The sequence below is a fragment of the Pseudomonas sp. F220 genome (assembly GCF_057813935.1).
In genome coordinates this window covers 74,082-100,078 of sequence record NZ_JBVASJ010000004.1, presented here as the reverse complement: position 1 = coordinate 100,078, position 25,997 = coordinate 74,082, and the positions used below count along the sequence as shown (strand labels likewise).

Below are 25,997 nucleotides of genomic sequence, written 5' to 3'. Positions count from 1 at the left end.
TTGCTCCGTCCTGCAGCATCTGTTGAGTCTCTTTGACCGAACTCTTTTTTATCGGTATCTGATACCTGCTCATCCGTTTAACAGGAGAGCGGAATCGTGCTGCACGGACATTTGCCTATCAGCGACTTCTTGTGTGATGGAATGATTATGGCCAGTGCAATTCTTTCTGACAGCAACACCTCCTACAACTATGAGATCGTCAGGCGCTTCACGTGGATGACGCTTTTTTGGGGAATAGTCGGCATGGGCATGGGTGTGTTTCTTGCCGCCCAACTGGTCTGGCCGGAACTCAATTTTGGATTGCCCTGGACAACCTTTGGCCGCCTGCGACCCGTCCACACCAACCTGGTGATCTTTGCCTTTGGTGGCGGCGCGTTATTCGCCACTTCGTTTTATGTGGTGCAACGCACCAGTCGCGTGCGGTTGATATCCGATGGCTTGGCCAACTTCGTGTTCTGGGGCTGGCAAGCGATTATCGTGGCGCTGGTGATCAGCTATCCGCTGGGCTACACCACGTCCAAGGAATACGCCGAAATGGAGTGGCCGATCGCCTTGGTGGTGACGGTGGTGTGGCTGGCCTATGCCTATCTGTTCTTCGGCACTATCGCGCGGCGCACGGTCAAGCATATCTATGTCGGTAACTGGTTTTACGGTGCATTCATCGTGGTGACGGGGATGGTCCATGTGATCAACCATATCTCCATTCCTGTCAGCCTGATGAAGTCCTATTCCAGCTATGCTGGCGCCACCGACGCGATGGTCCAGTGGTGGTACGGCCACAGCGTGGTGGGTTTCATTCTCTCGGTGGGCTTTCTGGGGATGATGTATTACTTCGTGCCCAAACAGGCCGAACGGCCGATCTACTCCTATCGCCTGTCGATCATTCACTTCTGGGCGATCATCACCCTGTACATCTGGGCCGGTCCTCACCATCTGCACTACACCGCATTGCCGGACTGGGCGCAGTCGCTGGGCATGGCCATGTCGATGATCCTGCTGGCCCCCAGCTGGGGTGGCATGATCAACGGAATGATGACGCTGTCAGGCGCCTGGCATAAATTGCGCATCGACCCGATCCTCAGGTTCCTCGTGGTGTCGCTGGCCTTCTACGGCATGTCGACGTTCGAAGGCCCGATGATGGCGATCAAGACGGTTAATGCACTGTCCCACTACACCGACTGGACCATTGGTCACGTGCATGCTGGCGCCCTCGGCTGGGTGGCGATGATCAGCATCGGTACGCTCTATCACATGATCCCGAAACTCTACGGTCGCGAGCAGATGCACAGCATCGGGCTGATCAATGTGCACTTCTGGCTGGCAACCATCGGCACGGTGTTGTACATCGCCTCGATGTGGGTCAACGGCATCACTCAAGGGTTGATGTGGCGCGCGATCAACGACGATGGCACGCTGACCTATTCATTCGTCGAAGCGCTGCAAGCCAGTCATCCGGGTTACATCGTGCGTCTGATCGGTGGCGCGACATTCGCCAGCGGGATGCTGCTGATGGCTTACAACACCTGGCGCACGGTGAAGGCGGGTGAGCGGCGGGTATCGGCGCCCATTGTGATTGCGTAAAGATCAAAAGATCGCAGGCTGCGCCAGGTTTTCTGTTTTCTGTTTTCTGTTTTCTGTTTGCGCTTTTCTGTAGGAGCCGAGCTTGCTCGCGATAGCATCACCGTGGTGAAACAGACTGACCGCGCTGCCTGCATCGCGAGCAAGCTCGGCTCCTACAGGACCGGTGTTAACCTGGATTTCGGCGTTGCCTACCGATCAAATCAGCGGGTCCCAGCGTTGAGACCAATCACCGTCAGCCTTGACCACTTCTCTCAGTAGCTCGAACGCCAACTGCAAGGTGGCCGAATCACGATCCCGTGAGTAGACCAGATACGTCGGGTAACTGAATTCTGGTGCTTTGGGTACGCGCTCCAGTACGCCGCTGTCGAGGTAGCTTTGCACCACTCGGGTTCGGAAATAACCGGAGCCGCCATTTTCAAGGATGTACTGCAACGCCAATGGCCCGAGGTTGAAGCTGATGGCGGCCTTCGCCTTGTCCGGCAGCGCCGCGTCGTGTTGCCGACGAAAGTCTTTGCCCCAATCGATGTACACATACGGATCCGGGCTAGCCGCCAGGCGAACCTGAATGAGTTTTTCTTCCAGCAATTGCTCGACTTGCAAGCGTGGCCAATATTCGGGTTGAAAGACCAGGGCCGCGTCCAGCACGCCCAGCTCGAGCTGACGCAGCAGGTTTTCGCCGTCGCGAATTTCTGTGCGCAACGCATGGCTTGGAATCTTTTCGCGCAACTCGCGAGCCCAACTGAGCATCAGTGGATTGCACAGACTGACCTCACCGCCAATATGCAGCACGTCACGGTAGCCGTCCGGCAGCGGCAGGTCCCGACGTGCCGCCTCCCATGTCTGCACCAATTGATTGGCATAGACCACAAAGGCTTCGCCATCAGGGGTCAACCTGGCACCGGCGCGATTGCGCACGAACAAGGTGCTGGACAGCTGACTCTCGAGCTTCTGGACGCGAGCGGTAATGGCGGTCTGGGTGACATGCAGCTTCTCGGCTGCAGAGGCAAGACTTCCGTGGCGAACGATCTCCAGGAAGGTACGGGCTAGATCGATGTCCATGGGCATCCCGGTACTCAAAAGGATTTGCAGTGTAGAGCAACGGGCGCTATTGCAGCACACCTGAACTGGCCCTGAACCTGTAGGAGCCGAGCTTGCTCGCGATGCAGGCAGCGCGGTCTGTCTGTCTCACCGCGGTGATGCTATCGCGAGCAAGCTCGGCTCCTACAGGATCTACACTGCAAATCACCTCGAACCCCCACGGAAGCTCTTATGACGGCCAAGCCGGCAGCGAATATTCTCGAGACGGTTGAAGGCCAGCGCCTGGCCGGTGTTGATGCCGATCGCTGGCGTGAATGGGGGCCGTATTTGAGCGAGCGGCAGTGGGGCACGGTGCGCGAGGATTACAGCGCTGATGGCGATGCCTGGCGCTACTTCCCCCATGACCATGCGCGCAGCCGGGCCTACCGCTGGGGTGAAGACGGGTTGGCGGGGTTCTCGGACAAGGCTCAGCACTGGTGCCTGGGGCTGGCGTTGTGGAACGAGCGCGACCCGATTATCAAGGAGCGGTTGTTCGGTCTGAACAACACTGAGGGCAACCATGGCGAGGATGTCAAAGAGCTCTACTTCTACCTCGACGGGGTGCCGAGCCATGCCTATATGCGCATGCTCTACAAGTATCCTCAGGCGGTGTTTCCCTACGACGATCTGCTGACCGAGAATGCCCGCCGCGGCCTTGATGATGCCGAGTACGAGATCCTCGATACCGGGGTCTTCGAAGACAATCGCTATTTCGATGTGACAGTGGAATATGCCAAGCACACGCCGGATGACATCTTCATGCGGGTCACGGTAGAGAACCGTTCCGATCAACCGGCGCGCTTACGCGTGTTGCCACAGCTCTGGGCGCGCAATACCTGGAGCTGGGACGCTGAAGGGCACAAGCCTGGTCTTGCCCTGAGCGGCGAGCACGTCATCGCCCGGCTCGCGCATCGAGCCGACATGCAGGCCACTGCCTGGGGGCAGCCAGGCTGTGAGTGGTTATTCTGCGACAACGAAACCAACTTTCCAAAACTCAATGGCCTGGCGGCAACCGGCCCGTTCAAGGATGGAATCAACGACTACGTAGCCAACGGCGTGGCCAACGCCATTCGACGCAATGCGGGGACACGGGTGGCGGCACATTTCACTCTGGAACTGGCGAGCCGGGAAAGCAAAAGCGTCTTCCTGCGCCTGGCTCCGGTGGGTGCCGAACGGGTCAATGCCAGAACCCTGTTCGAGCAGCGTCGTGCCGAGACCGACGACTATTACGCCGCGCTACAGGCTGACCTCGAAGATGCCGACGCGCGCAATGTTCAGCGCCAGGCGCTGGCCGGGTTGTTGTGGTCCAAACAGCTGTATTACTTCGACGTCAATCAATGGCTGGACGGTGATCCCACCCAACCATCGCCACCCCCGCAGCGTGCCCACATCCGCAACACCCATTGGCGGCACCTCTCCAATTTCGACATCGTCTCCATGCCCGATACCTGGGAATACCCGTGGTATGCCTCATGGGACCTGGGCTTTCAGGCCGTGGCCTTTGCGTTGATCGATCCGGGTTTTGCCAAGCACCAGTTGCTGCTGTTGGTCAAAGACCGCTTCATGCACCCCAACGGCCAGTTACCGGCCTACGAATGGCGTTTCGACGACGCCAACCCACCGGTCCATGCGTGGGCCTGTTGGCGGGTTTATAAACGAGACATGGCCTTGACTGGCGTCGGCGATATGGATTTTCTCGAGCGGATTTTCCACAAGCTGCTGCTGAACTTTTCCTGGTGGGTCAACCGTAAGGATGCCGAGGGTCGCAACCTGTTTCAGGGTGGTTTTCTCGGGCTCGACAACATCGCCTTGTTCGACCGCTCAGCCGCACTGCCACCCGGCTTTCAACTCGATCAGGCCGACGGTACGGCGTGGGTTGCCGCCTATGCACTGGACTTGATGCGCATCGCCCTTGAGCTGGCCAAGCGCAACGCGGTGTATGTCGATATCGCGGTGAAGTTTTTTGAGCACTTCCTGTACATCGCCGGGGCGATCAACCGCATTGATAGCAGCGCTGAAGGGTTGTGGGACGAACAGGATCATTTTTTCTACGACGTCTTGCACCGTCCCGATGGCCAGAGCGAACCGCTGCGATTGCGCTCCATCGTCGGGCTGATGCCGCTGTTTGCGGTACAAGTCCTGGAGCAGCATGAGCACGAAGGATTACCGGGGCTGCGCGAGCGTCTGTTCGGTTTCATGCGACACCGGCCGGACCTTGCCAACCTGGTCTCACGCTGGACCGAGCCGGGTGAGGGCAATCGGTTCTTGCTGGCGTTGCTGCGCGGCGAGCGGACCAAAGACCTGCTCAAACGTATGCTCGACGAGACCGAATTTCTCTCCGAATTCGGCATTCGCTCGCTGTCCAAAGCCTTTGCCGAACAGCCCTTCGCCCTGCAAATAAACGGCAACGGACTGTGCGCCCGCTATGAACCGGCGGAATCCGGCTCGCGGTTGTACGGTGGAAACTCCAATTGGCGCGGGCCGCTGTGGATGCCGATCAATTACATGCTGATTGATTCGTTGCGCGAGTTTCATCGTTACTACGACAACAATTTTTCGGTCGAATACCCTAGCGGCTCTGGCTATCTGGCTTCACTGGCCGAGGTCGCCGACAGCTTGAGTCAGCGTCTGACGAAGTTGTTTCTGCTGGATGAAAACGGCCGCCGTCCCTCGATGTCCGGGTATGCGCAATTACAGGCCGACCCAGCCAGCCGCGATCTGCTGTTGTTCCATGAGTATTTTCATGGCGAGACCGGTCGCGGCCTGGGGGCTTCTCATCAAACCGGGTGGAGCGCGTTGGTGGCGTTGCTGTTGCAGAAGGGAACCTGAGGCGCCTATGAATCCCGCCGGTCAGCGGGATTCATAGTTAGGGTCGTGACGATTCAAAACGCAAAACACGAACAACCAAACGCCCCCCAGAACCCTTGAAAGTCACTCACCGGCACCGAAGACAAGCGCGCCCGCTCATGACTGTGGGCATGTACGCCGCAGGGGCCGACGCATTGGTGGACCTGAGCGGTCAGCGGTGCAGTCGGCTTCCAGTGCCCCGGTACGTTCACCACGGGTGACCAGTCGGGCATCACCGGCATGGCGGGAGGAGCGAGTTTGTCGAATTCGAGGGTGCCGTGCACCACCTTGCCGTCGACCACGGTCAGCACTGACTCGATCCACTTGATGGCTTCGTCGTCGATGCTGAAGTAGTCGGCTGACAGCGCCACCAGGTCTGCCAATTGTCCGACCTTGATCTGGCCTTTTTTGCCTTGTTCGGAGGAGAACCAGGCACTGCCATGGGTGTACAGCTCCAGTGCGGTGTCGCGGCTCAACCCTTGTGGGTAGAGCTCTAGCCCGCCGACAGTGCGCCCGCTGACCAGCCAATAGAGCGATGTCCATGGGTTGTAGCTGGACACCCGCGTGGCATCGGTGCCGGCACCGACGGGGATGCCTTCGGCGAGCATGCGTTTGATCGGCGGTGTGTGCTCGGCGGCTTTGGCACCGTAGCGGTCGACAAAATATTCGCCCTGAAAGGCCATGCGGTCCTGAATGGCGATGCCGCCGCCCAGTGCGCGGACCCGTTCGATGTTTTCGGGCGTGATGGTTTCGGCATGGTCGAAGAACCACGGCAGGCCGTTGAACGGAATGTCGCGGTTGACCTTCTCGAACACATTAAGCATCCGCGTGATCGATTCGTTGTAGGTGGCGTGCAGACGGAACGGCCAGCGCTGTTCCACCAAATGACGCACCACCGGCTCCAGCTCCTGCTCCATGGTCTGCGCAAAGTCCGGGCGCGGTTCGAGGAAGTCTTCAAAGTCGGCAGCCGAGAACACCAGCATTTCCCCGGCGCCGTTATGCCGCAAGAAGTCATCACCCTGGCCGTATTTTGATGTACTGGTCCAGTTCTTGAAGTCGGTCAGTTCTTCCTTGGGCTTTTGGGTGAACAGGTTGTAGGCGATACGCACGGTGAGTTGCTTGTCCCGCGCCATTTGCTGGATGACTTGATAGTCGTCCGGGTAGTTCTGGTAACCACCGCCTGCATCAATGGCGCTGGTCACGCCGAGGCGGTTGAGTTCGCGCATGAACTGGCGGGTCGAGTTGACCTGATACTCCAGCGGCAGCTTCGGTCCTTTGGCCAGGGTCGAATACAGAATCATCGCGTTGGGGCGCGCAATCAGCATGCCGGTGGGATCGCCATTGGCATCGCGCTGGATCTCGCCACCCGGCGGGTTTGGGGTATTGCGGTTGTAGCCGACCACCTTCAACGCCGCACGGTTGAGCAGGGCGCGGTCGTAGAGGTGCAGGACGAAGACCGGTGTGTCCGGCGCAGCTTTGTTCAATTCGTCAATGGTAGGCAGTCGCCGTTCGGCGAACTGGAACTCAGTCCAGCCACCCACCACCCGAACCCATTGCGGCGCCGGGGTGCGATCGGCCTGGTCCTTGAGCAGGCGCAAGGCGTCGACCAGTGAGGGCACGCCTTCCCAACGCAGTTCCAGGTTGTAGTTGAGACCGCCGCGGATCAGGTGCAAGTGTGAGTCATTGAGCCCGGGAATCACCGTGCGTCGCTGCAGGTCGATGACCTGGGAGGCATCGCCGCGCAGGGCCATGGCCTCGGCATCGCTACCGACGGCGATAAATCGACCGTCCTTGATGGCAACGGCGGTGGCTTGGGGCTTTTCACGGTCGACGGTGTGCAGGTGACCGTTGTACAGAATCAGATCGGCTGGGGCATTGGGCATGGTGCTGCTCCCGACTGGTAAAGGACTGATCCAGGCGCCGAGGACGCCTGCCGAAAGGCCTTGACGGTGGTTGAAGTCGTCGTGGTCATCAGGTGGACTCATGACGTGTTCTCCTCGTCATGCTCGCGCTGGCGAACGGTTGGACGCGCAGCGCGCATCCGACCACCGGCTTACTTGATCTGACGCTGGGGTGCCTTGTGCACCATGGTGTAGGCGTAATCCACACCCATGCCATAGGCGCCGCTGTGTTCCAGCACCAATTGCATGACTGCCTCGTAGGTGTCCTTGTGAGCCCAGTCGCGCTGGTATTCCAGCAAAATCTGTTGCCAGGTCACCGGGATGGCCCCGGCCTGGATCATCCGTTGCACGGACATGTCATGGGCCTCTTGCGAGGTGCCGCCAGAAGCGTCGGTGACAATATAGACCTCGAATCCTTCCTCCATCGCCTCCAATACCGGAAAGGTCAAACAAACCTCAGTCCAGAGTGCCGCCATCACCAGTTTCTTACGCCCGGTGGCCTTGACCGCAGCCACCAGGTTTTTGTCTCCCCAGGAATTCATCGACGTACGTTCGATCGGTTGATGGTCCGGGAATACGCCAAGGATCTCTGGCCAGATATAGCCGCTGAAGCTGGTGGTTTCGACTGAGGTGAGGATCGTCGGCACGTTGAACAGCTTGGCGGTCTTGGCCAGCGCCACGGTGTTGTTCTTCAGTTGTTGGCGGTCGATCGACTGCACGCCGAAGGCCATTTGTGGCTGGTGGTCGATCAGGATCAGAGCGGAATTAGTCGGGTTCAGCAATTCGCGAATAGACATGACAAGTTCCTTAAGTCTTGAATGAGAGAGCCAGCGCAGACAGCACCCCGGCTGAGAGCTAGTCTGTTGCTGCTCATCCAGCTAAACAATTACCTGGAATGGGGACTTATTGATTCCGTAGTGGGGACAGTGATGGATCGAATCGATTGCATGCGCACTTTCGTTGCCACCGTGCGCCATAACGGCTTCGCCGCCGCTGCCCGAGCGCTGGACTTGCCGCGCTCCAAGGTCAGCAAACAGATCCAGGCGCTGGAAGACGGCATCGGTGTGCAATTGCTGCTGCGCACCACCCGCAGCCTGCACTTGACCGAAGCCGGGGCTGAGTATTTCGACGCGGCGCGTGAAGTGCTGGCCTCACTGGACGAGGCTGAGCAGAGCGCCCGTGACGGCATTGGTGAGTTGCGAGGGGTGTTGCGGATCAATGCACCGATGTCGTTTGGTCTGCGACGGTTGGGGCCACTGATTCCGGTGTTCCATGCCCTGCACCCGAAAGTCGAACTGCAACTGGTGCTCAGCGATCAGCAGGTCGATCCGGTGCGCGGTGGTTTCGATGTCACTATTCGTATTGCCAGTCTGCCGGACTCGTCTTTATTGACTCGAACCTTGGCACCGGCTCCGCGAGCACTGGTGGCGTCGCCGGGGTATCTGGCGCGATCGGGCACGCCGCAAACGCCGCAGCAATTGAGTGAGCATCAGTGCCTGGGTTACTGCTACCTGCAGAGTGGCGTGAGCCTGGCGTTGAGTAAAGGTCAGGAGACCCGGCGTGTACAAATGAACGGGCCGATGAACGCCAACAACGGCGATCTGCTGGCCCAAGCGGCGGAGGCGGGGATGGGGATTGCCTTGTTGCCGAACTTCATCGTCGACGAAGCACTGGCTGCCGGCAGGCTGGTGACGGTGCTGGAGGATTGGAGTGCGCCGCCGATCACCATCAACGCGGTGTACCTGAGTGCCCGGCATGTGCCGAAAAAAATTCGGACTTTTATCGATTTTCTGGTGGAGCAGTTGAGCGGCTAGTGAGGCAAAAGTCCGGGCCTTGAAAACACAAATCCCGCCATAGAGGCGGGATTCGTTTGCAGCCAGACGTGCTCCCGAGGGCCGGGAGCCACGTACTTAGGCCGGGAACAGTTCGCTCAGCTTCATCGCCAGCATCATGTCGCCTTCAGCGCGCAGTTTGCCACCCATGAACGCCTGCATGCCGTCGGTCGAGCCATCGACGATGCCTTCCAGGGTTTCGCCGTCCATCACCAGAGTGACCTGAGCGTCCGGGTTTTCGCCTTCTTTCAGCTCGCAGGTGCTGTCTTTGACAATCAGCGAGAAGTTTTTGGTGTCATCGATGCGGAAACCGAAAACCAGGTCCAGGCCCGCAGCAGCGGCTGGGTTGAACTTGGCTTTCATTGCTTGTACGGCATCAGCTACGGAGGTCATGGTTCGATCCTTTTATGGGTGATTACAACAAGGGTCACAGTTAGCCGGTACTCAGCGGAAAGTGATGAGTTCCGGGGCCTTCAGCAGTTGCAAATGTGCATGACTGTTGAAGGAAGCCAGAGCCACCTCGCGACCACGAAACTTGATCAGGTTGAGCGAGGTGTTGACGATTTGCCAATTCAGTTCAAAGGCCTGTGCGGCAGGCATTTGGGTAATTAGATGGAGCAGGGCGGTGATGGTACCGCCGGAAGTGAACACGGCGATTTTCTGGGTGTTGTCCGCTTGCTCGAGGATGCGTTGCAAACCTGCCTGGACACGTCCGACAAACCCTGGCCAGCTTTCCAGCCCCGGTGTGTCATAGGTGCCACTGAGCCAGCGCTCGATGATCAAGGCGAAGATCCGCTGGAACTCCGCGCGGTTTTGTGTCGCATTACGCAGGATGTGCAGTGCTTCGGGTTCGTCCGGCAGTAGGCCTGGAAGCAGCGCACGGATGATCGCGTCGGCATCGAACTCGTTGAACGCCGAGTCGATTTCCAGGGTCGGAACCGGGATGCCGACTGCGCTGAACTGTTCAAGCGCAGAGTTGGCGGTGTGCTGTTGCCGGCGCAAGTCGCCAGACAGACAACGATCGAAGCTCAACCCCAATTCAGCCAGGTGGCTGCCCAGCACTTGCGCCTGACGAATACCAATCGGCGACAGCACGTCATAGTCGTCTGCACCGAAGGAGGCTTGGCCATGTCGAATCAAGTAGATGCTGCCCACGTCCGCGTCATCCCGGTGCGTTGTAAGTTTTGCGAGGTTATGAGGATGCCGGAAGGCTGTCAATGAAAAAACATACGCTTGTTTGAAATGTCCGTTGGAGGCCCGTTACGGCAGGTTTCACGGCTGGTCGCGAGGCGAGCGCATCGGTATGCTGGAGGTATCCCGCGACCGATTGTCCAGCGGCGCATAGTATTTAAGGAGTCCCTGTGGAGTTTTTTGCCGAGTACGCAAGTTTTTTGGCTAAAACCGTCACCTTGGTCGTCGCCATTCTGGTGGTTCTGGCCAGTTTCGCGGCACTGCGCAGCAAAGGCCGGCGTAGGGCTGCGGGCCAGCTGCACGTCAGCAAACTCAACGATTTTTATAAAGAGCTGCGAGAGCGCCTTGAGCAGAACTTGCTCACCAAGGATCAACTGAAGACCCTGCGTAAATCGCAAAGCAAGGTCGAGAAAAGACAGAAGAAACATCCTGAGCCCAAGCCGCGGGTGTTCGTACTGGATTTCGACGGTGACATCAGAGCCTCTGCCACTGAAAGCTTGCGCCACGAAATCACCGCGCTGTTGACTCTCGCCACTCCCAAAGATGAAGTGGTGCTGCGTTTGGAAAGCGGCGGCGGCATGGTCCACAGCTACGGTCTGGCTTCTTCGCAACTGGCGCGGATCCGCCAGGCGGGTGTGCCGCTGACAATCTGCATCGACAAGGTCGCAGCCAGCGGCGGCTACATGATGGCCTGCATCGGCGAGAAAATTATCAGTGCACCGTTCGCCATCCTTGGCTCGATCGGTGTGGTGGCCCAGTTGCCCAACGTCAATCGCCTGCTGAAAAAGCACGACATCGACTTTGAGGTACTGACCGCTGGCGAGTACAAACGCACTCTAACGGTGTTTGGCGAAAACACCGAGAAGGGCCGGGAGAAATTCCAGGAAGAGCTGGACATCACCCATCAACTGTTCAAGAACTTTGTTTCGCGCTACCGCCCGCAACTGGCCATCGACGAGGTTGCGACCGGTGAAGTCTGGCTGGGTGTCGCAGCACTGGACAAGCAATTGGTCGACGAGCTGAAAACCAGTGACGAATACCTCTCCGAGCGCGCCAAGCACTCGGAGCTGTATCACCTGCACTACGCCGAGCGCAAAAGCCTGCAAGAGCGTGTGGGGCTGGCGGCGAGCGGCTCGATCGATCGCTTGTTGCTGAGCTGGTGGAGCCGTTTGACTCAGCAGCGGTTTTGGTAAGTCGCTTTGCTGCTTCCCCCGTAGGAGCAGCCGGTCGACGCTCGATTGCTCGCGGTGGAGGCCGATGTATCGCGGTTCTCAAGAGAGGTCGCGTTATCGTTTAAGTCCATCGCGAGCGAGCTCGCTCCTACAAGGTTTTGTGGGTTGCAGCGGACAAATCTGGCAGACACAAAAAAGCCCTGAAACCGGAATGTCCGGTTTCAGGGCTTTTTGTTTATGCGTGACGTTTAGCGACGACGAAACAGTGGCAGCGGCTCGTCGGTGGCGGCCTGATAGGTCACCGAGAAGTCCTTGAGGCTTTCCAGGGCTTCGTACGGGTCTTTGTCTGCACGCAAGGCGTAGGCATCGAAGCCGCAGCGGTGCAGGTAGAACAGCTGGTCACGCAGCACGTCGCCGATGGCCCGCAGTTCACCTTTGTAGCCGTAACGATCACGCAGCAGGCGAGCGTTGGAGTAGTTGCGGCCGTCGGTGAAGGCCGGGAAGTTCAAGGCAATCACCTGGAAGTGCCCAATGTCTTCACCGATTTCTTCGGCTTCTTCATCCGCGTCCAGCCATACGCCCAGACCGCCGTCACGAGCCTTGAGCGCGTGAGCGTGCTCACGCCACAGGGCGAGGGGGACGATCAGGTCGTCGCAGTTGGAGATACCGTCGAGGGTCGAGTCCTTGGGCATCAAGTGCCAGGTTTCGTCGATGACCTCGTTGTTCTTAATTATTCGCTGCATAGACGCGCTCCTTGAAGAGGTCAATGCCGATACGTTGGTAGGTGTCGATGAAACGCTCGTCTGGAGTACGTTGTTCCACGTACACGTCGATCAGCTTCTCGATCACGTCGGGCATTACATCCTGGGCGAAGGATGGGCCGAGGATCTTGCCCAGGCTTGCGTCGCGGCTGCTGCTGCCACCGAGAGAGACCTGGTAGAACTCTTCGCCTTTCTTATCCACTCCGAGAATGCCGATATGGCCGACGTGGTGGTGACCGCAAGCGTTCATGCAGCCGGAAATGTTCAGGTCCAGCTCACCGATATCGAACAGGTAGTCCAGATCGTCGAAACGACGCTGGATCGATTCGGCAATCGGGATCGACTTGGCGTTGGCCAGGGAGCAGAAGTCACCACCTGGGCAGCAAATGATGTCAGTCAACAGGCCGATGTTCGGCGTAGCGAAACCTTGCTCGCGCAACTCGCCCCACATGGCGAACAACTGGCTCTGTTCGACGTCGGCGAGAATGATGTTCTGCTCGTGGGAGGTGCGCAGCTGGCCGAAGCTGTAGCGCTCGGCCAGGTCTGCAATCCCGTCAAGCTGCTTGTCCGTTACGTCGCCAGGGGCAACACCGGTCGGTTTCAGCGACAGGGTCACGGCAACATAACCCGGCTTCTTGTGCGCCAGGGTGTTGCGAGTACGCCAGCGGGCGAAGCCGGGATGCTGTTTGTCGAGCTCGGCCAGCTCGGCAGCCTGGTCGTTCAGGGCTTTGTAGTCCGGATCGACGAAGTGCTTGGCGACACGATGAACTTCGGCTTCGGTCAGCGTGGTCTGGCCACCGCGAAGGTGGACCATTTCCGCGTCGACTTTCTCGGCGAACACTTCAGGCGTCAGGGCCTTGACCAGGATCTTGATCCGCGCTTTGTACTTGTTGTCACGACGACCGTAGCGGTTGTAGACACGCAGAATGGCGTCGAGGTAGCTCAACAGGTCCTGCCACGGCAGGAACTCATTGATGAAGGCGCCGACCACCGGGGTCCGGCCCAAACCACCACCGACCAGCACCCTGAAGCCCAGCTCGCCTGCAGCGTTGTGCACCGGCTCAAGGCCGATATCGTGGACTTCGATCGCCGCGCGGTCGGAGGTCGAACCGTTGATGGCAATCTTGAACTTGCGCGGCAGGTAGGCGAATTCCGGGTGGAACGTCGTCCATTGACGAACGATCTCGCACCACGGGCGCGGGTCGATCAATTCGTCGGCAGCGACACCGGCGAACTGGTCGGTGGTGACGTTGCGCAGGCAGTTACCACTGGTTTGAATGGCGTGCATCTGCACGGTCGCCAGCTCAGCCAGGATGTCCGGAATGTCTTCCAGCGCCGGCCAGTTGAACTGCACGTTCTGCCGGGTGCTGATGTGGGCATAGCCCTTGTCGTAGTCGCGAGCGACCTTGGCCATCATTCGCGCTTGGCGCGAAGTCAGTTGGCCATAGGGCACGGCAACCCGCAGCATCGGGGCGAAGCGTTGAATATAAAGGCCATTTTGCAGGCGCAGGGGGCGGAATTCTTCTTCGCTCAGCTCGCCTGCCAGATAGCGTCGGGTCTGATCACGGAACTGCTTGACGCGGTCCTCGATGATTCGCTGATCGTACTCGTCATATACGTACATAGGTGTCCTGTTCTCAGGCTGCTTTGCCTAGGCAATTCTGCGCGCACGGCCGCGCACTCCCAACGGAGCCGGCGCACGATACCAGTTTGCAGTTATGCGCAAAAGTGATGTTTGAGTATATGCAAAGAACCAAAACGACTAATGAGATTGACTATTGTCTTACCCACATTTGTGGTGCGGGCAATACTGGACTTAACTGTGGTCGAGTCTTTATGCAATCACCGATAAAACCGACAAGAGGCGATGCAATGAGCAACCCAACCAAAGCAAGGAAAAGCGACAGCAGTGTCGACGCGTGGGCGATTCTTTTTCTGATCATTCTGGTGGTATCGACCGCTGTGTTTTGGGTCAGCCATCAATAAGTAAACCTGTCCGGGCCCTTTTCCGACGATTGTCGGACAAAAACGGTAATTGAGCGCAGTTTGCTAGCACTTCGCCAGCTATAATGCGCGGCTAATTTCCGGGGTTCGGATGACCATGTTGAAGTTTCTCTGTGGGGTGTTTCTGGCGCTTGGTACGGTTTTCGGGCCGGGTGCGCAAGCGACGTCAGTGTTGTTTTTGAATCCGGGGACCTCCACGGAAACTTTTTGGGTCAGCTATTCAAAATTCATGCAGGCAGCGGCCAAGGATCTTGGTATGGACCTGCAAATTCTCTACTCGGATCGTGTGCCTGAAACCAATCTCAAGCAGGCCCGTGAAGCCCTTCAGGGACCCAAGCGTCCGGATTATCTGGTGTTCGTCAACGAACAGTACGTGGCTCCGGAAATCTTGCGCCTGTCCCAAGGCAGTGGCGTGAAGCTGTTTATCGTCAATAACTCGCTGACAGCGGACCAGCTGAATATGCTCGGCGACCGTCAGAAGAAGTACCCGGATTGGCTGGGCAGTCTGGTGCCCAACGATGAGGAGGGTGGCTATCTGATGCTCAAGGAGCTGATTCGCCTGCACCGCCCCGTCGCGCCTGGCCAGACTATCGAACTGTTGGCATTTTCCGGTATGAAGATCACTCCGGCCGCGCAATTGCGCGAGAAAGGCATGCGGCGGGCGTTGGCCGAGCATCCCGAAGTGCGGTTGCACCAGCTGGTGTATGGCGGTTGGACCCGTGAGCGCGCCTACGAGCAAGCCAAAATGCTCTTCAAGCGCTATCCGGCAGTCTCGCTGGTTTGGTCGGCCAACGATGAAATGGCGTTCGGGGCGATGCAGGCTTATTCGGAGACGGGAGGAAAACCGGGCAAGGGTGCGTTGTTCAGCGCAATCAACACCTCGCCAACGGCTTTGCAGGCACTGCTCGATGGGCGCTTGAGCGTGCTATTGGGTGGGCATTTCAGTCTGGGCGGCTGGGCACTGGTGCAATTGCATGACTACGACCAAGGCGTCGACGTCAGCCAGTATGGCGGTCGCGACCGCCAGATTCCGCTGTTGCAGTTGATCGATAGGGAGCAGGCCCGACGGTTGTTGGCCCTGAATGCCACTCAGGATTATGGCGTCGATTTCCGCAGCCTCTCAGCCAAAGGCCGTCCACTGTCCTATCGCTACCCCTTCAGCCTGCAAATCCTCATGCACTGACCGTTGGCTTAAACCCCTGCCAGGTGCAGCACCAGTTTCACGATACCGAACAGCGTCAACGCAAAGATTGCCGTGAACAGTATGCCCAGCACCACGAAATGCCTGGGTTTGCCGTGAGTGAAGTCTCGGGCGCGATTCTTCCCGCTTTGCACGCCAAAGGCGGCCGCCATCACGCTTTGCAGCATTTGCCACAAAGTCGGCGGCTTGTCGTTGCCAGGGTCGTCCATAAAGCCCTCGGTACAGGTTGTGTGCAGAGAGCATAGACAATTTGTGGCGCGGTGGTGATTGCAAAAAGATCGTCCGAACGCGGCCCGAACCTGCGGCAGCTCCAGTGGATTGCATTCACCCGAATGTCAGGTGAACCCAAATCCCGTAGGAGCTGCCGATAGGCTGCGGTCTTTTCAGGCGTGACGCTAATTAATTGTCATACCCAAGGTTAGGCGCCAACCACCGTTCACTCACACTCAGGTCCTGACCTTTACGGGCCGTGTAGCTTTGCACCTGATCCTTGTCGACCTTGCCCACGGCAAAGTACTGCGCTTGCGGGTGGGCGAAGTACCAGCCGCTGACGGCGGCGGCCGGGAACATTGCGTAGTGTTCGGTGAGGAACACGCCGCTGCGGCCAGCCTTGAGTTCTTCCGCTTCCGGATCCAGCAGTTTGAACAACGTGCCTTTCTCCGTGTGATCCGGGCACGCCGGGTAGCCGGGGGCAGGGCGGATGCCGGTGTATTGCTCTTTGATCAACGCTTCGTTGTCGAGCTGTTCGTCCTTGGCATAACCCCAGTAGTTTTTCCGCACTTGCTGGTGCAACCACTCGGCACAGGCTTCGGCCAGACGGTCGGCCAAGGCCTTGACCATGATCGAGTTGTAATCGTCGCCAGCGTCCTGATAAGCCTTGGCCACTTCCTCGGCACCGATTCCTGCGGTGGTGATGAAACCGCCGACATAGTCGGTGATGCCGCTGTCTTTGGGGGCAACGAAGTCGGCCAGAGAGAAGTTTGGCTTGCCATCGGTCTTGATGATTTGCTGGCGCAGGTGATGCAGTTTGGCGATTGGCTTGCCGTCGTCGCCATAGACCTCCAGGTCATCGTCCTGTACCTGATTGGCCGGCCAGAAACCGAACACTGCGCGGGCGCTGATGAGTTTTTCATCGATCAGTTTGGCGAGCATTTCCTGAGCGTCGGCAAACAACGAGGTGGCCGCTTCGCCCACGACTTCATCGGTGAGGATGCGCGGGTACTTGCCGGCCAGGTCCCAAGAGATGAAGAACGGCGTCCAGTCGATGTATTCGGCCAGCACCTTGAGGTCGATGTTGTCCAGCACCTTGGCACCAGTGAAGGTCGGCTTTACCGGTTGGTAGGTGCTCCAGTCGAATTGCGGCTTCTTGGCGATTGCCACTGGGTAGCTCAAGCGTTCGGTACGGGCGCTGCGATTTGCCGTGCGCTCGCGGACTTCGATGTATTCCAGGCGGGTCTTTTCGACAAACGCCGGTTTCAACTCCTTGGACAACAACTGGGTCGCCACGCCCACGGCGCGGGAGGCGTCGGTGACGTAAATCACCGCGTCGTTGCTGTACTTGGGCTCGATCTTCACCGCCGTGTGGGCCTTGGAAGTCGTCGCGCCGCCGATCATCAGCGGCAGATAGAAATCCTGACGCTGCATTTCCCGGGCGACGTGGACCATTTCGTCCAGCGACGGGGTGATCAGGCCGGAGAGGCCGATGATGTCGCACTTCTGTTCTTTGGCGACTTGAAGGATTTTCTCCGCCGGCACCATTACGCCGAGGTCAACGATGTCGTAGCCGTTACAGCCCAGCACCACACCGACGATGTTCTTGCCGATGTCGTGCACGTCGCCCTTGACCGTCGCCATGAGGATCTTTCCCTTGGCTTCCGGTTTGTCGCCTTTTTCCAGCTCGATGAACGGGATCAAGTGGGCCACGGCCTGCTTCATGACGCGGGCGGATTTCACCACCTGCGGAAGGAACATTTTACCGGCGCCGAACAGGTCGCCGACGATGTTCATGCCGGACATCAGCGGGCCTTCGATCACCTCGATCGGGCGAGCGAACGACAGTCGGGACTCTTCGGTGTCTTCGACAATGTGCGTGGTAATGCCCTTGACCAGCGCATGCTCCAGACGCTTGTTGACGTCCCAGCTGCGCCACTCGCCCGTTTCGGCTTCCTTGACGCTGCCGTCGCCTTTGTACTTGTCAGCGATGGCCAGCAGAGCGTCGGTGCCTTCCGGGGTGCGGTTGAGCACTACGTCTTCGACGGCGTCGCGCAGCTCGGCCGGGATCTGGTCGTAGATCTCCAATTGGCCGGCGTTGACGATGCCCATGGTCAGACCGTTGCGGATCGCATGCAGCAGGAACACCGAGTGGATCGCTTCACGCACCGGGTTGTTGCCACGGAACGAGAACGACACGTTGGACACGCCACCGCTGGTCAGCGCGTGGGGCAGGTGGTCGCGGATATAGGCACAGGCGTTGATGAAATCGACCGCGTAGTTGTTGTGCTCTTCGATACCGGTGGCGATGGCGAAGATGTTTGGGTCGAAGATGATGTCTTCCGGCGGGAAGCCCACTTCATTGACCAGAATGTCGTAGGAGCGTTTGCAGATTTCCTTTTTGCGCGCCTCGGTGTCGGCCTGACCGGATTCGTCGAAGGCCATCACCACCACTGCAGCGCCGTAGCGCTTGCACAGTTTGGCGTGATGAATGAACTGCTCGACGCCTTCCTTCATGCTGATGGAGTTGACGATGCCCTTGCCCTGGATGCACTTGAGGCCGGCTTCGATCACTTCCCACTTGGAGGAGTCGATCATGATCGGCACGCGGGAGATGTCCGGCTCACCGGCGATCAGATTGAGGAAGGTCACCATGGCCTTCTTCGAATCGAGCATGCCCTCGTCCATGTTGATGTCGATCACCTGCGCGCCGGCCTCAACCTGCTGCAGGGCGACTTCCAGGGCTTCGGTGTAGTTGTCTTCGCGGATCAGGCGGGCGAACCGGGCGGAACCGGTGATGTTGGTCCGCTCGCCGACGTTGACGAACAACGACTCGCGATTGATGGTGAACGGCTCCAGGCCCGACAGACGGCAGGCCTTCGGAATGTCTGGAATCGGCCGCGGTGCGTAGTTGGCTACCGCTTTGGCGATCGCCTCGATGTGCCCCGGCGTAGTACCGCAGCAGCCGCCGACGATGTTCAGGAAGCCACTTTGGGCGAACTCTTCGATGACCTTGGCGGTGTCTGCCGGCAGTTCGTCGTATTCACCAAACTCGTTCGGCAGGCCGGCGTTCGGGTGAGCCGAAACGTAGGTGCTGGCCTTGTCCGACAGTTCTTCCAGGTACGGTCGCAGTTCACGGGCGCCGAGGGCGCAGTTCAGGCCGACGGAGATCGGCTTGGCGTGGCTGATGGAGTTCCAGAAGGCTTCGGTAGTCTGACCGGACAGGGTACGGCCAGAGGCGTCGGTGATGGTGCCGGAAATCATGATCGGCAGTTCGAAACCCACCTCTTCGAACACGCCTTGCACAGCGAAGATCGCTGCCTTGGCGTTCAAGGTGTCGAAGATGGTTTCGATCAGGATCAGGTCGGCACCGCCTTCGATCAGGCCTTTGGTGGCTTCGGTGTAGTTTTCCACCAGCTCATCGAAGGTCACGTTGCGGTAGCCAGGGTTGTTCACATCCGGAGACAGCGAACAGGTGCGGCTGGTCGGGCCGAGCACGCCAGCGACGAAGCGCGGCTTGTCCGGGGTTTCCAGGGTCTTGGCGTCGGCCACCTTGCGCGCCAGGCGTGCGCCCTCTACGTTGAGTTCGTAGACCAGTGTTTCCATGCCATAGTCGGCCTGGGACACTTGGGTGGCGTTAAAGGTGTTGGTTTCGAGAATGTCGGCACCGGCATCCAGATACGCCTTCTCGATCGCCCCGATCACGTCGGGGCGGCTGAGAATCAACAGGTCGTTGTTGCCTTTGACGTCGCTCGGCCAGTCAGCGAAGCGTTTGCCACGGTAATCCTGTTCCTCGAGCTTGTAGCTCTGAATCATCGTGCCCATGCCGCCATCGAGAATCAGGATGCGCTCTTTGAGGGCTTGATGGAGAGCTTGAAGGCGAGCGCTGCGATCGGACATAGGACTACCTGGAAGGGCCAATACAAAGAGGCATGATGATAGCAAACCTGTGCGCTTTTAGAGCATGGCAGGCTTTTGCATGAATATCGCTCATGTTGGTGGCCGGGGTAGACCGGTAGAATCGCGACGTTTTTCTATCATCGGGACCAGGGACATGTCGTATCGCGTTGTCATCAGCAGTTTTTTGCTGCTTTTAAGTTCTACCGCCACAGCGCAAGGTCCGGCGCCGGCGATTTCCTACACCCGCGACATTCAACCGATCTTTACTGAAAAATGCGTGGCCTGCCATGCCTGTTATGACGCCGCCTGTCAGCTCAACCTGGGCAGTGGGGAAGGCGCTGCGCGAGGTGCGACGAAAGTTCCGGTCTATGACGGTCAGCGCAGCAAAGCTTCAAGGCCGACGCGTTTGTTCTACGACGCCTTTGGCAAGGCGGCCTGGCAGCGCAAGGATTTCTATTCAGTGCTCGATGCTCAGGGCAGCCAGGCGGCACTGATGGCGCGCATGCTTGAACTGGGGCATAAAACGCCGCTACAGCCCAACGCGAAGTTGCCCGAGGAAATCGTTTTGGGCCTCAACCGCGAGAACATGTGCCCAATGCCGGGCGAGTTTGATGGCTATGCCGGTGCACATCCCAAAGAAGGTATGCCACTGGCGGTGACCGGTCTGACCCATCAGCAGTACCAGACCCTGCAGCGCTGGTTGGCGTCCGGGGCGCCCATCGATGAGCAAGGCCTGGCTCCCAGCGCCCAAGAGGCGCTGCAGATTGTTCAGTGGGAAAGGCTGCTCAATGCCCCAGGCGCTCGGGAAAAACTGGTCGCTCGCTGGCTGTTTGAACATTTGTTCCTGGCACACATCTATTTCAAGGGCGGCGAGCCGGGGCATTTTTTCCAATGGGTGCGTTCGCGTACGCCGCCGGGGCAGCCGATCGACCTGATCGCTACCCGTCGTCCAAATGACGACCCTGGCACTCAAATCTATTACCGCTTGTGGCCGGTGCAGGGCGTGATCGTGCACAAGACCCACATCACCTATGGGTTAAGCCCGGCGAAAATGGCGCGGATCAAAACCCTGTTCTACAGCGGTAACTGGCAGGTCAGAGCGTTGCCCGGTTACGGGCCGGAGCGGCGGGCCAACCCGTTCGAAACCTTCGAGGCGATCCCGGCGCAGGCGCGTTATCAGTTTATGCTCGATAACGCCGAATACTTCGTGCGAACCTTTATCCGTGGCCCGGTCTGCCGGGGGCAGATTGCCAGTGACGTGATCCGCGATAACTTCTGGGCGTTGTTCCAGGCGCCGGAGCATGACCTGTATATCACCGATCCCGGCTACCGCGGCCAGGCAACGCCGTTGTTGGCGATGCCGGGGCAAAATGATGATGTCGGCAGCGTCTTGACCCTGTGGCACAACTATCGCGACAAGCGCAACGAATACGAAGCCTTGCGCCGGGACAACTACGCCAAGGAGCCGGCGCCGAGCTGGTCGACCCTGTGGGCCGGCAACGACAACGCCTTGCTGAGTATCTTCCGGCACTTCGACAGCGCGTCGGTGAACAAAGGCCTGATTGGTGACGTGCCGCAAACGATGTGGCTGTTCGACTATCCGTTGCTGGAGCGCACGTATTACCAGTTGGCGGTCAACTTCGATGTATTCGGTAACGTGTCCCATCAGGGCCAGACCCGCCTGTACTTCGACCTGATCCGCAACGGCGCTGAGCAGAACTTCCTGCGCCTGATGCCGGCCAATTCCCGCGACGATTATCTCAACGATTGGTATCAGAGCAGCGGCAAGTTCAAGATGTGGCTGGACTATGAAAGCATCGACAACGACAAACCCACCGCACTGAAACTGGATGAGAAGGACCCGAAGCGCGATTTCGCCAACCAACTGCTGGCGCGCTACGGTGACTTGAACGCCACGCCTGACCCGATTAATCGCTGTGACGGGGCGTATTGCTCACGGCCGAACATCGATCCGGCCCTGCAAAACGCCGAACAGGCCTTGAGTCGTCTGGTCTCGCGGCCGGCCGCCGGGCTCAGGGTCATCGATCAGTTGCCAGAATCCACCATGCTGCGCATCGAGACCCAAAGCGGCAAGCGTGAGGTCTACAGCCTGCTGCGCAACCGCGCCCACAGCAACGTGGCGTTCCTGCTCGGCGAGGCGCTGCGTTATCAACCCGGGTTGGATACGTTGACGATTTACCCGGGCGTGCTCAGCAGCTATCCGAACTTCATCTTCAACATCCCGGCCGAGCAGGTCCCTGAGTTTGTTGCACAGATGGAGAGCGCCAAGGACGCCAAACTCTTCGAGAAAATCGTCGACCGCTGGGGGATTCGCCGCAGCCATCCGCAGTTCTGGCAGTACTTCCATGACCTGACCGAATACATCCGCGAGACCGAGCCGGTGGAAGCGGGCGTGCTGGACATGAACCGCTACGAAAATCTGTAAGCGCTTCGCCGGCGGCCCTGAGGGCCGTCGGTTCTTTCCCGACATAAATACTAGGACTTTGTGCGGCGCGATGATTGGCGTAAACTGCGTCCAAGCCTGCGAGGAGTTTCCATGACCGCCATAACCATTACCGATGCCGCCCACGATTATCTGGCTGATCTGCTCTCTAAGCAGAACACCCCGGGGATTGGCATTCGAGTCTTTATTACCCAGCCTGGCACCCAATACGCCGAAACTTGTATTGCCTATTGCAAGCCAGGCGAAGAAAAACCGGAAGATACTGCGCTGGGGCTCAAAAGCTTCACCGCTTATATTGATTCCTTCAGCGAAGCCTTCCTGGACGATGCCGTGGTTGATTACGCCACCGATCGTATGGGTGGCCAGCTGACCATCAAGGCGCCAAACGCCAAAGTTCCGATGGTCAACGCTGACAGCCCGGTCAACGAGCGCATCAACTATTACCTGCAAACCGAAATCAACCCGGGGCTGGCCAGCCACGGTGGTCAGGTCAGCCTGATTGATGTGGTTGAAGACGGTATCGCGGTGTTGAAATTCGGCGGCGGCTGCCAGGGCTGCGGTCAGGCTGACGTGACCTTGAGAGAAGGCATCGAGCGCACGCTGCTTGAGCGTATTCCCGAGCTCAAAGGTGTACGTGACGTCACCGACCACACGCAGAAAGAAAACGCCTACTACTAAGGCGTTCGCTGCAAACAAAAAAACGGCACCCGTGAGTGCCGTTTTTTTATGGGTGAAAGACAGGCTTATGGCGAAGCAACCCTAAAATCAGCAACCGCGGTTCGTCAGGTAAAACGCATTCGCTGGATTGCGAGGACTTCGTCCTCGATCGCGGGCAAGCCACGCTCCCACACTAGATTAGGGTGGTTCTCTAAATATCAGACTGACACAGGACCTTGTGGGAGCGGGCTTGCTCGCGAAGGCGTCCTAAGGGCGATAGAGATGTGCATGCCTGGCGTGATACAGCGACGACTCGCTAAAATTGTCGCTGGCCAGTACTCGGCCCACGAGAATCAGCGCGGTACGGCGAAATCCTTTTGCCTGAACCTTTTCAGCGATATCCGCCAACGTACCCACCACCCAATCCTGATCCGGCCAGGTGGCGCGATGGATCACCGCAATCGGGCAGTCCACGCCATAGTGCGGGACCAGTTCGGCGATGATTTTCTGCAGATGGTTGACCCCCAGATGAATCGCCATGGTCGCCCCATGCTGCGCCAGGCTGCCGAGTTCTTCCCCAGCGGGCATTGCGGTTTTGTCGGCGTAGCGGGTCAGAATCACGCTCTGGGACACATCCGGGAGCGTCAACTCCGCGCCCAGCAACGCAGCGCAGGCAGCTGTCGCCGTCACGCCGGGGATGATTTCAAAGGGAATATTCAGCTCGCGCAAATAGCGAATCTGCTCGCCAATCGCGCCGTACAGGCTCGGATCGCCGGAATGCACCCGGGCCACATCCTGGCCTTTGCCATGGGCGGTCTTGATCAGTTCAATAATCTGCTCCAGGTGCAACTCTGCGCTGTTGACCACCTGTTCGGCCTGATGGCCTTCCAGCACGGCCGCGGGTACCAGCGAGCCAGCATAGATGATGACCGGGCAATTGCGGATCAGCCGCTGGCCTTTGACGGTGATCAGTTCCGGGTCGCCGGGACCTGCGCCGATAAAGTAAACGGTCATGGCTGTTTCCTGTGCAAAGTCGTGTTGGCAACGCTTCAGATGAAGATTGCTCATGATCAAGGGAGTGGATTATCGGAGATTTTACGGCGCAGACGCCAATGCAAAGGTGGCTTGGGCGTATTTCTGTCGCGAGATCAGCAGCTTGGCCGGGTTTTGCGTCAGCTGTTCGGCCAGTGCCAGCGCAGCGCTTTCGGCCACACCGTAGCAACCGGTGCGTTCAAAGGCGATCTCTGAGCGGTGACTGAGTTGAGGTTCGTAGGCAGCGAGTTGCACGCTACTGAAGCACGTCAGTGGCAGCGCCAATTGTTCGGCCAGTTCGAGCAGGCCAGGTTCATCGCGTTTCAAGTCGATACTGGCCAAGGCCCGGATCGCTCGAAGCTCAATGTGATGGGCGTGCAACGCCTGATCGAGCAGCGCCCGCAACGTGCTGGCGGGGCAGCCACGCTGGCAGCCCAGGCCGACCACCAGGGTCGGCGCTGTGCTGATGTCAGTCATGCGTGGTGTTGACCTTCGCTTTTACGCCGGAACAGCCAGGCGCTGATCAGGCCCAGGGCCAGCCAGAATGCGGCGTTGGTCAGCTGAGAGGCAATTTTGAATTGCGACTCCAGGGCTTCCGGCGCCAGGCTGGAATGCACATCCGGCTGTGGTGCGCCGATGAAGTGCGGAACCGCCAGAATCGCCACGCCGAGAATCTTCAGCAGCCAGTGCTTGCCGAACACCATCAGCGCGATGCCGACTGCCGTCGAAGACGCCGTACCGATCCACCAGATCTGTCGTGACGCAAGGTCCGCCGCGGCGGTGCCCGGCAATTCAGGTGGCAAACCCAAGGTTGGCGCCAGCACGAAGGTCGCGTAACCGGCCAGGCCCCAGAGCAAGCCCTGAGACGTACGGTTTGGAGCGCGCAAGGTATAGAGACCGGCAAGCATCAGGGCAAAACCGACCGCTACCACCAGATTGCCACCGGTGGTCGACAGCACGCGCTGCCAGCCATCTTCCGGCTCCCAGGCTTCGGCATCATGGGTATGACCGGCCATGGCACCTTCAGCGTGTTCGTGAATTTCGGCGGCCGGGGCTTTTTCGTAGGTTTCCGCCTGGAGAATCAGCGGCGCGACCCAGAAGCTTTGCAGCAGGGTCAGCAACAGAGCCGCGAGCAACCCGGTGAAACCTGCGGTTTGCGCAATACGTTTGATCATGTCGACAGGTCTCAATGACACGGGAAGGCGGAGCTGTGACGGGTGTCGTGGGCCGCGTTGTGCACTGCATCGATGTGCGAGAAACCGGCGAAGTACACCAGGCACGCGCCCAGAATCGATGCGCCGATGGCGGCAATCAGGCGTTGGCTCAGGGTGGATGTGGTGCTGGCGGTGCCTGCGTGGCGGGTGCTGCTGATGATCGACATGGCGCTTCCCTCTGGTGTGTCAGCGGGTGAATCGAGCGCATGAAAACCCCGCGAGACAGGCACGCAGAGGTTCAAACAGCGCCCGCCCACCGCGGGTTTGTTATTCAGTGCCTGAGCTAACGAACTAGCCGTACAGGACACTATGTATTACGGGCCGGTCTCCGGGCTCGCGAGGGGTTTGGCTATTGCCTGAACCTGCAAGAGTCGCCTTCCCATGCCGAACTGCTGGCACAGTGGATCTGACTCTTCGCTCGCTTACCGTTGCGGGGGCAGCACCGGACTGATCAAGGCTTTGAGTAAAGCACATGACTCACCGGTTTCCCGTTTCACCCTGTGAAGGGCACCCGTAACAAGGTGTGAAGGAGAACATGAGCGGGGGATGGGCGTCAATTGGCAAGATTTCTCACCTGGAAACCGAGGCGTTTCCATCGCGAGCAGGCTCGCTCTCACAGTTAATCGCATTCCAGTGTGGGAGCGAGCCTGCTCGCGATGGGGGCGGTGCTGGCGCTACAAGACATTGACCCGCTCCCAAGCGATGCGTAGCCTTGCGCTTTCGAGGTTCTTCGGCGCTTGAGCCGAAGCTAAGAAGGGAACGCGGTCAATGCCGCGGCTGCCCCCGCAACTGTGAACGGTTCCGTTTCTGCCATGCCACTGCACGCTCTATCCATAGGGCAAGCGGGAAGGCGCAGAAATCGCCAGTTGAAAGACCGGCAAGCCGTCAGCCAGGAGACCTGCCTCGTAACAGATTCTCACTACAACCGGGCGGGGTGATCCGGTGGCGAAATC

The 25,997-nt window shown here is 58.8% G+C and carries 20 protein-coding genes and 2 riboswitches; of the genes, 7 read left to right on the top strand and 13 right to left on the bottom strand.

Translation table 11 applies throughout. The features are described from left to right. Positions 1 to 147: 147 nt before the first annotated feature. Positions 148 to 1,581: a cytochrome-c oxidase, cbb3-type subunit I gene (gene ccoN, locus ACZYSM_RS05700; RefSeq protein WP_489069727.1), complete on the top strand. Its 1,434-nt coding sequence runs from the start codon at positions 148 to 150 to the stop codon at positions 1,579 to 1,581. Positions 1,582 to 1,776: 195 nt separating this feature from the next. Here the strand turns inward: ccoN and ACZYSM_RS05695 are convergent, their stop codons facing one another. Further along, the gene (locus tag ACZYSM_RS05695) at positions 1,777 to 2,640 is read right to left on the bottom strand and encodes a LysR family transcriptional regulator (protein WP_489069725.1); all 864 of its coding nucleotides are present in this window, start codon (positions 2,638 to 2,640) and stop codon (positions 1,777 to 1,779) included. 210 nt (positions 2,641 to 2,850) lie between these two features. Between ACZYSM_RS05695 and ACZYSM_RS05690 the strand changes: the two genes are divergently transcribed. Beyond that, on the top strand, positions 2,851 to 5,487 hold the full coding sequence (locus tag ACZYSM_RS05690; RefSeq protein ID WP_489069723.1) for an MGH1-like glycoside hydrolase domain-containing protein: 2,637 nt from the start codon (positions 2,851 to 2,853) through the stop codon (positions 5,485 to 5,487). Between the two features lie 53 nt (positions 5,488 to 5,540). On the opposite strand, the gene ACZYSM_RS05685 is transcribed toward ACZYSM_RS05690, so the two are convergent. After that, positions 5,541 to 7,388 carry an amidohydrolase gene (locus ACZYSM_RS05685; protein ID WP_489070047.1) on the bottom strand — a complete coding sequence of 616 codons (1,848 nt, stop codon included), beginning with the start codon at positions 7,386 to 7,388 and terminating at the stop codon, positions 5,541 to 5,543. A 170-nt stretch (positions 7,389 to 7,558) separates the two neighbouring features. Continuing rightward, positions 7,559 to 8,203 carry a hydrolase gene (locus ACZYSM_RS05680; RefSeq protein ID WP_489069721.1) on the bottom strand — a complete coding sequence of 215 codons (645 nt, stop codon included), beginning with the start codon at positions 8,201 to 8,203 and terminating at the stop codon, positions 7,559 to 7,561. A gap of 132 nt (positions 8,204 to 8,335) precedes the next feature. On the opposite strand from ACZYSM_RS05680, the gene ACZYSM_RS05675 reads away from it, so the two are divergent. Then, the gene (locus tag ACZYSM_RS05675) at positions 8,336 to 9,220 is read left to right on the top strand and encodes a LysR family transcriptional regulator (protein WP_489069719.1); all 885 of its coding nucleotides are present in this window, start codon (positions 8,336 to 8,338) and stop codon (positions 9,218 to 9,220) included. 96 nt (positions 9,221 to 9,316) lie between these two features. Here ACZYSM_RS05675 and ACZYSM_RS05670 read toward each other — a convergent pair whose 3' ends face one another. Both ACZYSM_RS05670 and ACZYSM_RS05665 read right to left on the bottom strand, forming a co-directional pair. Further along, complete coding sequence (locus tag ACZYSM_RS05670; protein ID WP_449643541.1) at positions 9,317 to 9,631, bottom strand: SCP2 sterol-binding domain-containing protein; 315 nt, start codon at positions 9,629 to 9,631, stop codon at positions 9,317 to 9,319. Positions 9,632 to 9,682: 51 nt separating this feature from the next. Beyond that, positions 9,683 to 10,393: a histidine phosphatase family protein gene (locus ACZYSM_RS05665; RefSeq protein WP_489069716.1), complete on the bottom strand. Its 711-nt coding sequence runs from the start codon at positions 10,391 to 10,393 to the stop codon at positions 9,683 to 9,685. A 206-nt stretch (positions 10,394 to 10,599) separates the two neighbouring features. Between ACZYSM_RS05665 and sohB the strand changes: the two genes are divergently transcribed. Next, positions 10,600 to 11,622: a protease SohB gene (gene sohB / locus ACZYSM_RS05660; protein ID WP_489069714.1), complete on the top strand. Its 1,023-nt coding sequence runs from the start codon at positions 10,600 to 10,602 to the stop codon at positions 11,620 to 11,622. Positions 11,623 to 11,849: 227 nt separating this feature from the next. Here sohB and ACZYSM_RS05655 read toward each other — a convergent pair whose 3' ends face one another. Together ACZYSM_RS05655 and ACZYSM_RS05650 are read right to left on the bottom strand one after the other, a co-directional pair. Next, the gene (locus tag ACZYSM_RS05655; RefSeq protein ID WP_489069712.1) at positions 11,850 to 12,344 is read right to left on the bottom strand and encodes a DUF934 domain-containing protein; all 495 of its coding nucleotides are present in this window, start codon (positions 12,342 to 12,344) and stop codon (positions 11,850 to 11,852) included. After that, positions 12,328 to 13,986 (bottom strand): nitrite/sulfite reductase, encoded by a 1,659-nt coding sequence (locus ACZYSM_RS05650; RefSeq protein WP_489069710.1) that lies wholly within the window; start codon positions 13,984 to 13,986, stop codon positions 12,328 to 12,330. The genes ACZYSM_RS05655 and ACZYSM_RS05650 overlap by 17 nt, the downstream gene beginning before the upstream one ends. Before the next feature lie 477 nt (positions 13,987 to 14,463). Here ACZYSM_RS05650 and ACZYSM_RS05645 point away from each other — a divergent pair, with 477 nt between their 5' ends. Beyond that, positions 14,464 to 15,549 (top strand): ABC transporter substrate-binding protein, encoded by a 1,086-nt coding sequence (locus tag ACZYSM_RS05645; protein ID WP_489069708.1) that lies wholly within the window; start codon positions 14,464 to 14,466, stop codon positions 15,547 to 15,549. Between the two features lie 8 nt (positions 15,550 to 15,557). Here ACZYSM_RS05645 and ACZYSM_RS05640 read toward each other — a convergent pair whose 3' ends face one another. Next, complete coding sequence (locus ACZYSM_RS05640) at positions 15,558 to 15,776, bottom strand: DUF2970 domain-containing protein (RefSeq protein WP_489069706.1); 219 nt, start codon at positions 15,774 to 15,776, stop codon at positions 15,558 to 15,560. Between the two features lie 190 nt (positions 15,777 to 15,966). Then, complete coding sequence (gene metH / locus ACZYSM_RS05635) at positions 15,967 to 19,677, bottom strand: methionine synthase (protein ID WP_489069704.1); 3,711 nt, start codon at positions 19,675 to 19,677, stop codon at positions 15,967 to 15,969. 154 nt (positions 19,678 to 19,831) lie between these two features. On the opposite strand from metH, the gene ACZYSM_RS05630 reads away from it, so the two are divergent. Both ACZYSM_RS05630 and nfuA read left to right on the top strand, forming a co-directional pair. After that, entirely contained in the window at positions 19,832 to 22,123 is a 2,292-nt protein-coding gene (locus ACZYSM_RS05630; RefSeq protein WP_489069702.1) for a fatty acid cis/trans isomerase, read from the top strand. A gap of 111 nt (positions 22,124 to 22,234) precedes the next feature. Further along, on the top strand, positions 22,235 to 22,819 hold the full coding sequence (nfuA, locus tag ACZYSM_RS05625; RefSeq protein ID WP_007898222.1) for a Fe-S biogenesis protein NfuA: 585 nt from the start codon (positions 22,235 to 22,237) through the stop codon (positions 22,817 to 22,819). A gap of 246 nt (positions 22,820 to 23,065) precedes the next feature. Here nfuA and cobM read toward each other — a convergent pair whose 3' ends face one another. The 4 genes from cobM to ACZYSM_RS05605 all read right to left on the bottom strand — a co-directional run bounded on the left by cobM (position 23,066) and on the right by ACZYSM_RS05605 (position 25,211). Further along, the gene (cobM, locus tag ACZYSM_RS05620; protein ID WP_489069700.1) at positions 23,066 to 23,812 is read right to left on the bottom strand and encodes a precorrin-4 C(11)-methyltransferase; all 747 of its coding nucleotides are present in this window, start codon (positions 23,810 to 23,812) and stop codon (positions 23,066 to 23,068) included. 81 nt (positions 23,813 to 23,893) lie between these two features. Continuing rightward, positions 23,894 to 24,307 (bottom strand): cobalamin biosynthesis protein, encoded by a 414-nt coding sequence (locus tag ACZYSM_RS05615; protein ID WP_489069698.1) that lies wholly within the window; start codon positions 24,305 to 24,307, stop codon positions 23,894 to 23,896. Then, complete coding sequence (locus ACZYSM_RS05610) at positions 24,304 to 25,005, bottom strand: CbtA family protein (protein ID WP_489069696.1); 702 nt, start codon at positions 25,003 to 25,005, stop codon at positions 24,304 to 24,306. The genes ACZYSM_RS05615 and ACZYSM_RS05610 overlap by 4 nt, the downstream gene beginning before the upstream one ends. An 11-nt stretch (positions 25,006 to 25,016) precedes the next feature. Continuing rightward, positions 25,017 to 25,211 carry a CbtB domain-containing protein gene (locus ACZYSM_RS05605; protein ID WP_489069694.1) on the bottom strand — a complete coding sequence of 65 codons (195 nt, stop codon included), beginning with the start codon at positions 25,209 to 25,211 and terminating at the stop codon, positions 25,017 to 25,019. A gap of 135 nt (positions 25,212 to 25,346) precedes the next feature. After that, positions 25,347 to 25,574, bottom strand: a riboswitch (cobalamin riboswitch). A 176-nt stretch (positions 25,575 to 25,750) separates the two neighbouring features. Further along, a riboswitch (cobalamin riboswitch) is annotated at positions 25,751 to 25,964 on the top strand. Positions 25,965 to 25,997: the final 33 nt, after the last annotated feature.

Excerpts from the sequence above, each read along its gene's own strand:
- ccoN (WP_489069727.1), top strand. The coding sequence starts at position 148 with ATGGCCAGTGCAATTCTTTCTGACAGCAACACCTCCTACAACTATGAG.
- ACZYSM_RS05695 (WP_489069725.1), bottom strand. The coding sequence starts at position 2,640 with ATGGACATCGATCTAGCCCGTACCTTCCTGGAGATCGTTCGCCACGGA.
- ACZYSM_RS05690 (WP_489069723.1), top strand. The coding sequence starts at position 2,851 with ATGACGGCCAAGCCGGCAGCGAATATTCTCGAGACGGTTGAAGGCCAG.
- ACZYSM_RS05685 (WP_489070047.1), bottom strand. The coding sequence starts at position 7,388 with ATGCCCAATGCCCCAGCCGATCTGATTCTGTACAACGGTCACCTGCAC.
- ACZYSM_RS05680 (WP_489069721.1), bottom strand. The coding sequence starts at position 8,203 with ATGTCTATTCGCGAATTGCTGAACCCGACTAATTCCGCTCTGATCCTG.
- ACZYSM_RS05675 (WP_489069719.1), top strand. The coding sequence starts at position 8,336 with ATGGATCGAATCGATTGCATGCGCACTTTCGTTGCCACCGTGCGCCAT.
- ACZYSM_RS05670 (WP_449643541.1), bottom strand. The coding sequence starts at position 9,631 with ATGACCTCCGTAGCTGATGCCGTACAAGCAATGAAAGCCAAGTTCAAC.
- ACZYSM_RS05655 (WP_489069712.1), bottom strand. The coding sequence starts at position 12,344 with ATGCAGCGAATAATTAAGAACAACGAGGTCATCGACGAAACCTGGCAC.
- ACZYSM_RS05650 (WP_489069710.1), bottom strand. The coding sequence starts at position 13,986 with ATGTACGTATATGACGAGTACGATCAGCGAATCATCGAGGACCGCGTC.
- ACZYSM_RS05645 (WP_489069708.1), top strand. The coding sequence starts at position 14,464 with ATGTTGAAGTTTCTCTGTGGGGTGTTTCTGGCGCTTGGTACGGTTTTC.
- ACZYSM_RS05640 (WP_489069706.1), bottom strand. The coding sequence starts at position 15,776 with ATGGACGACCCTGGCAACGACAAGCCGCCGACTTTGTGGCAAATGCTG.
- metH (WP_489069704.1), bottom strand. The coding sequence starts at position 19,677 with ATGTCCGATCGCAGCGCTCGCCTTCAAGCTCTCCATCAAGCCCTCAAA.
- ACZYSM_RS05630 (WP_489069702.1), top strand. The coding sequence starts at position 19,832 with ATGTCGTATCGCGTTGTCATCAGCAGTTTTTTGCTGCTTTTAAGTTCT.
- nfuA (WP_007898222.1), top strand. The coding sequence starts at position 22,235 with ATGACCGCCATAACCATTACCGATGCCGCCCACGATTATCTGGCTGAT.
- cobM (WP_489069700.1), bottom strand. The coding sequence starts at position 23,812 with ATGACCGTTTACTTTATCGGCGCAGGTCCCGGCGACCCGGAACTGATC.
- ACZYSM_RS05615 (WP_489069698.1), bottom strand. The coding sequence starts at position 24,307 with ATGACTGACATCAGCACAGCGCCGACCCTGGTGGTCGGCCTGGGCTGC.
- ACZYSM_RS05610 (WP_489069696.1), bottom strand. The coding sequence starts at position 25,005 with ATGATCAAACGTATTGCGCAAACCGCAGGTTTCACCGGGTTGCTCGCG.
- ACZYSM_RS05605 (WP_489069694.1), bottom strand. The coding sequence starts at position 25,211 with ATGTCGATCATCAGCAGCACCCGCCACGCAGGCACCGCCAGCACCACA.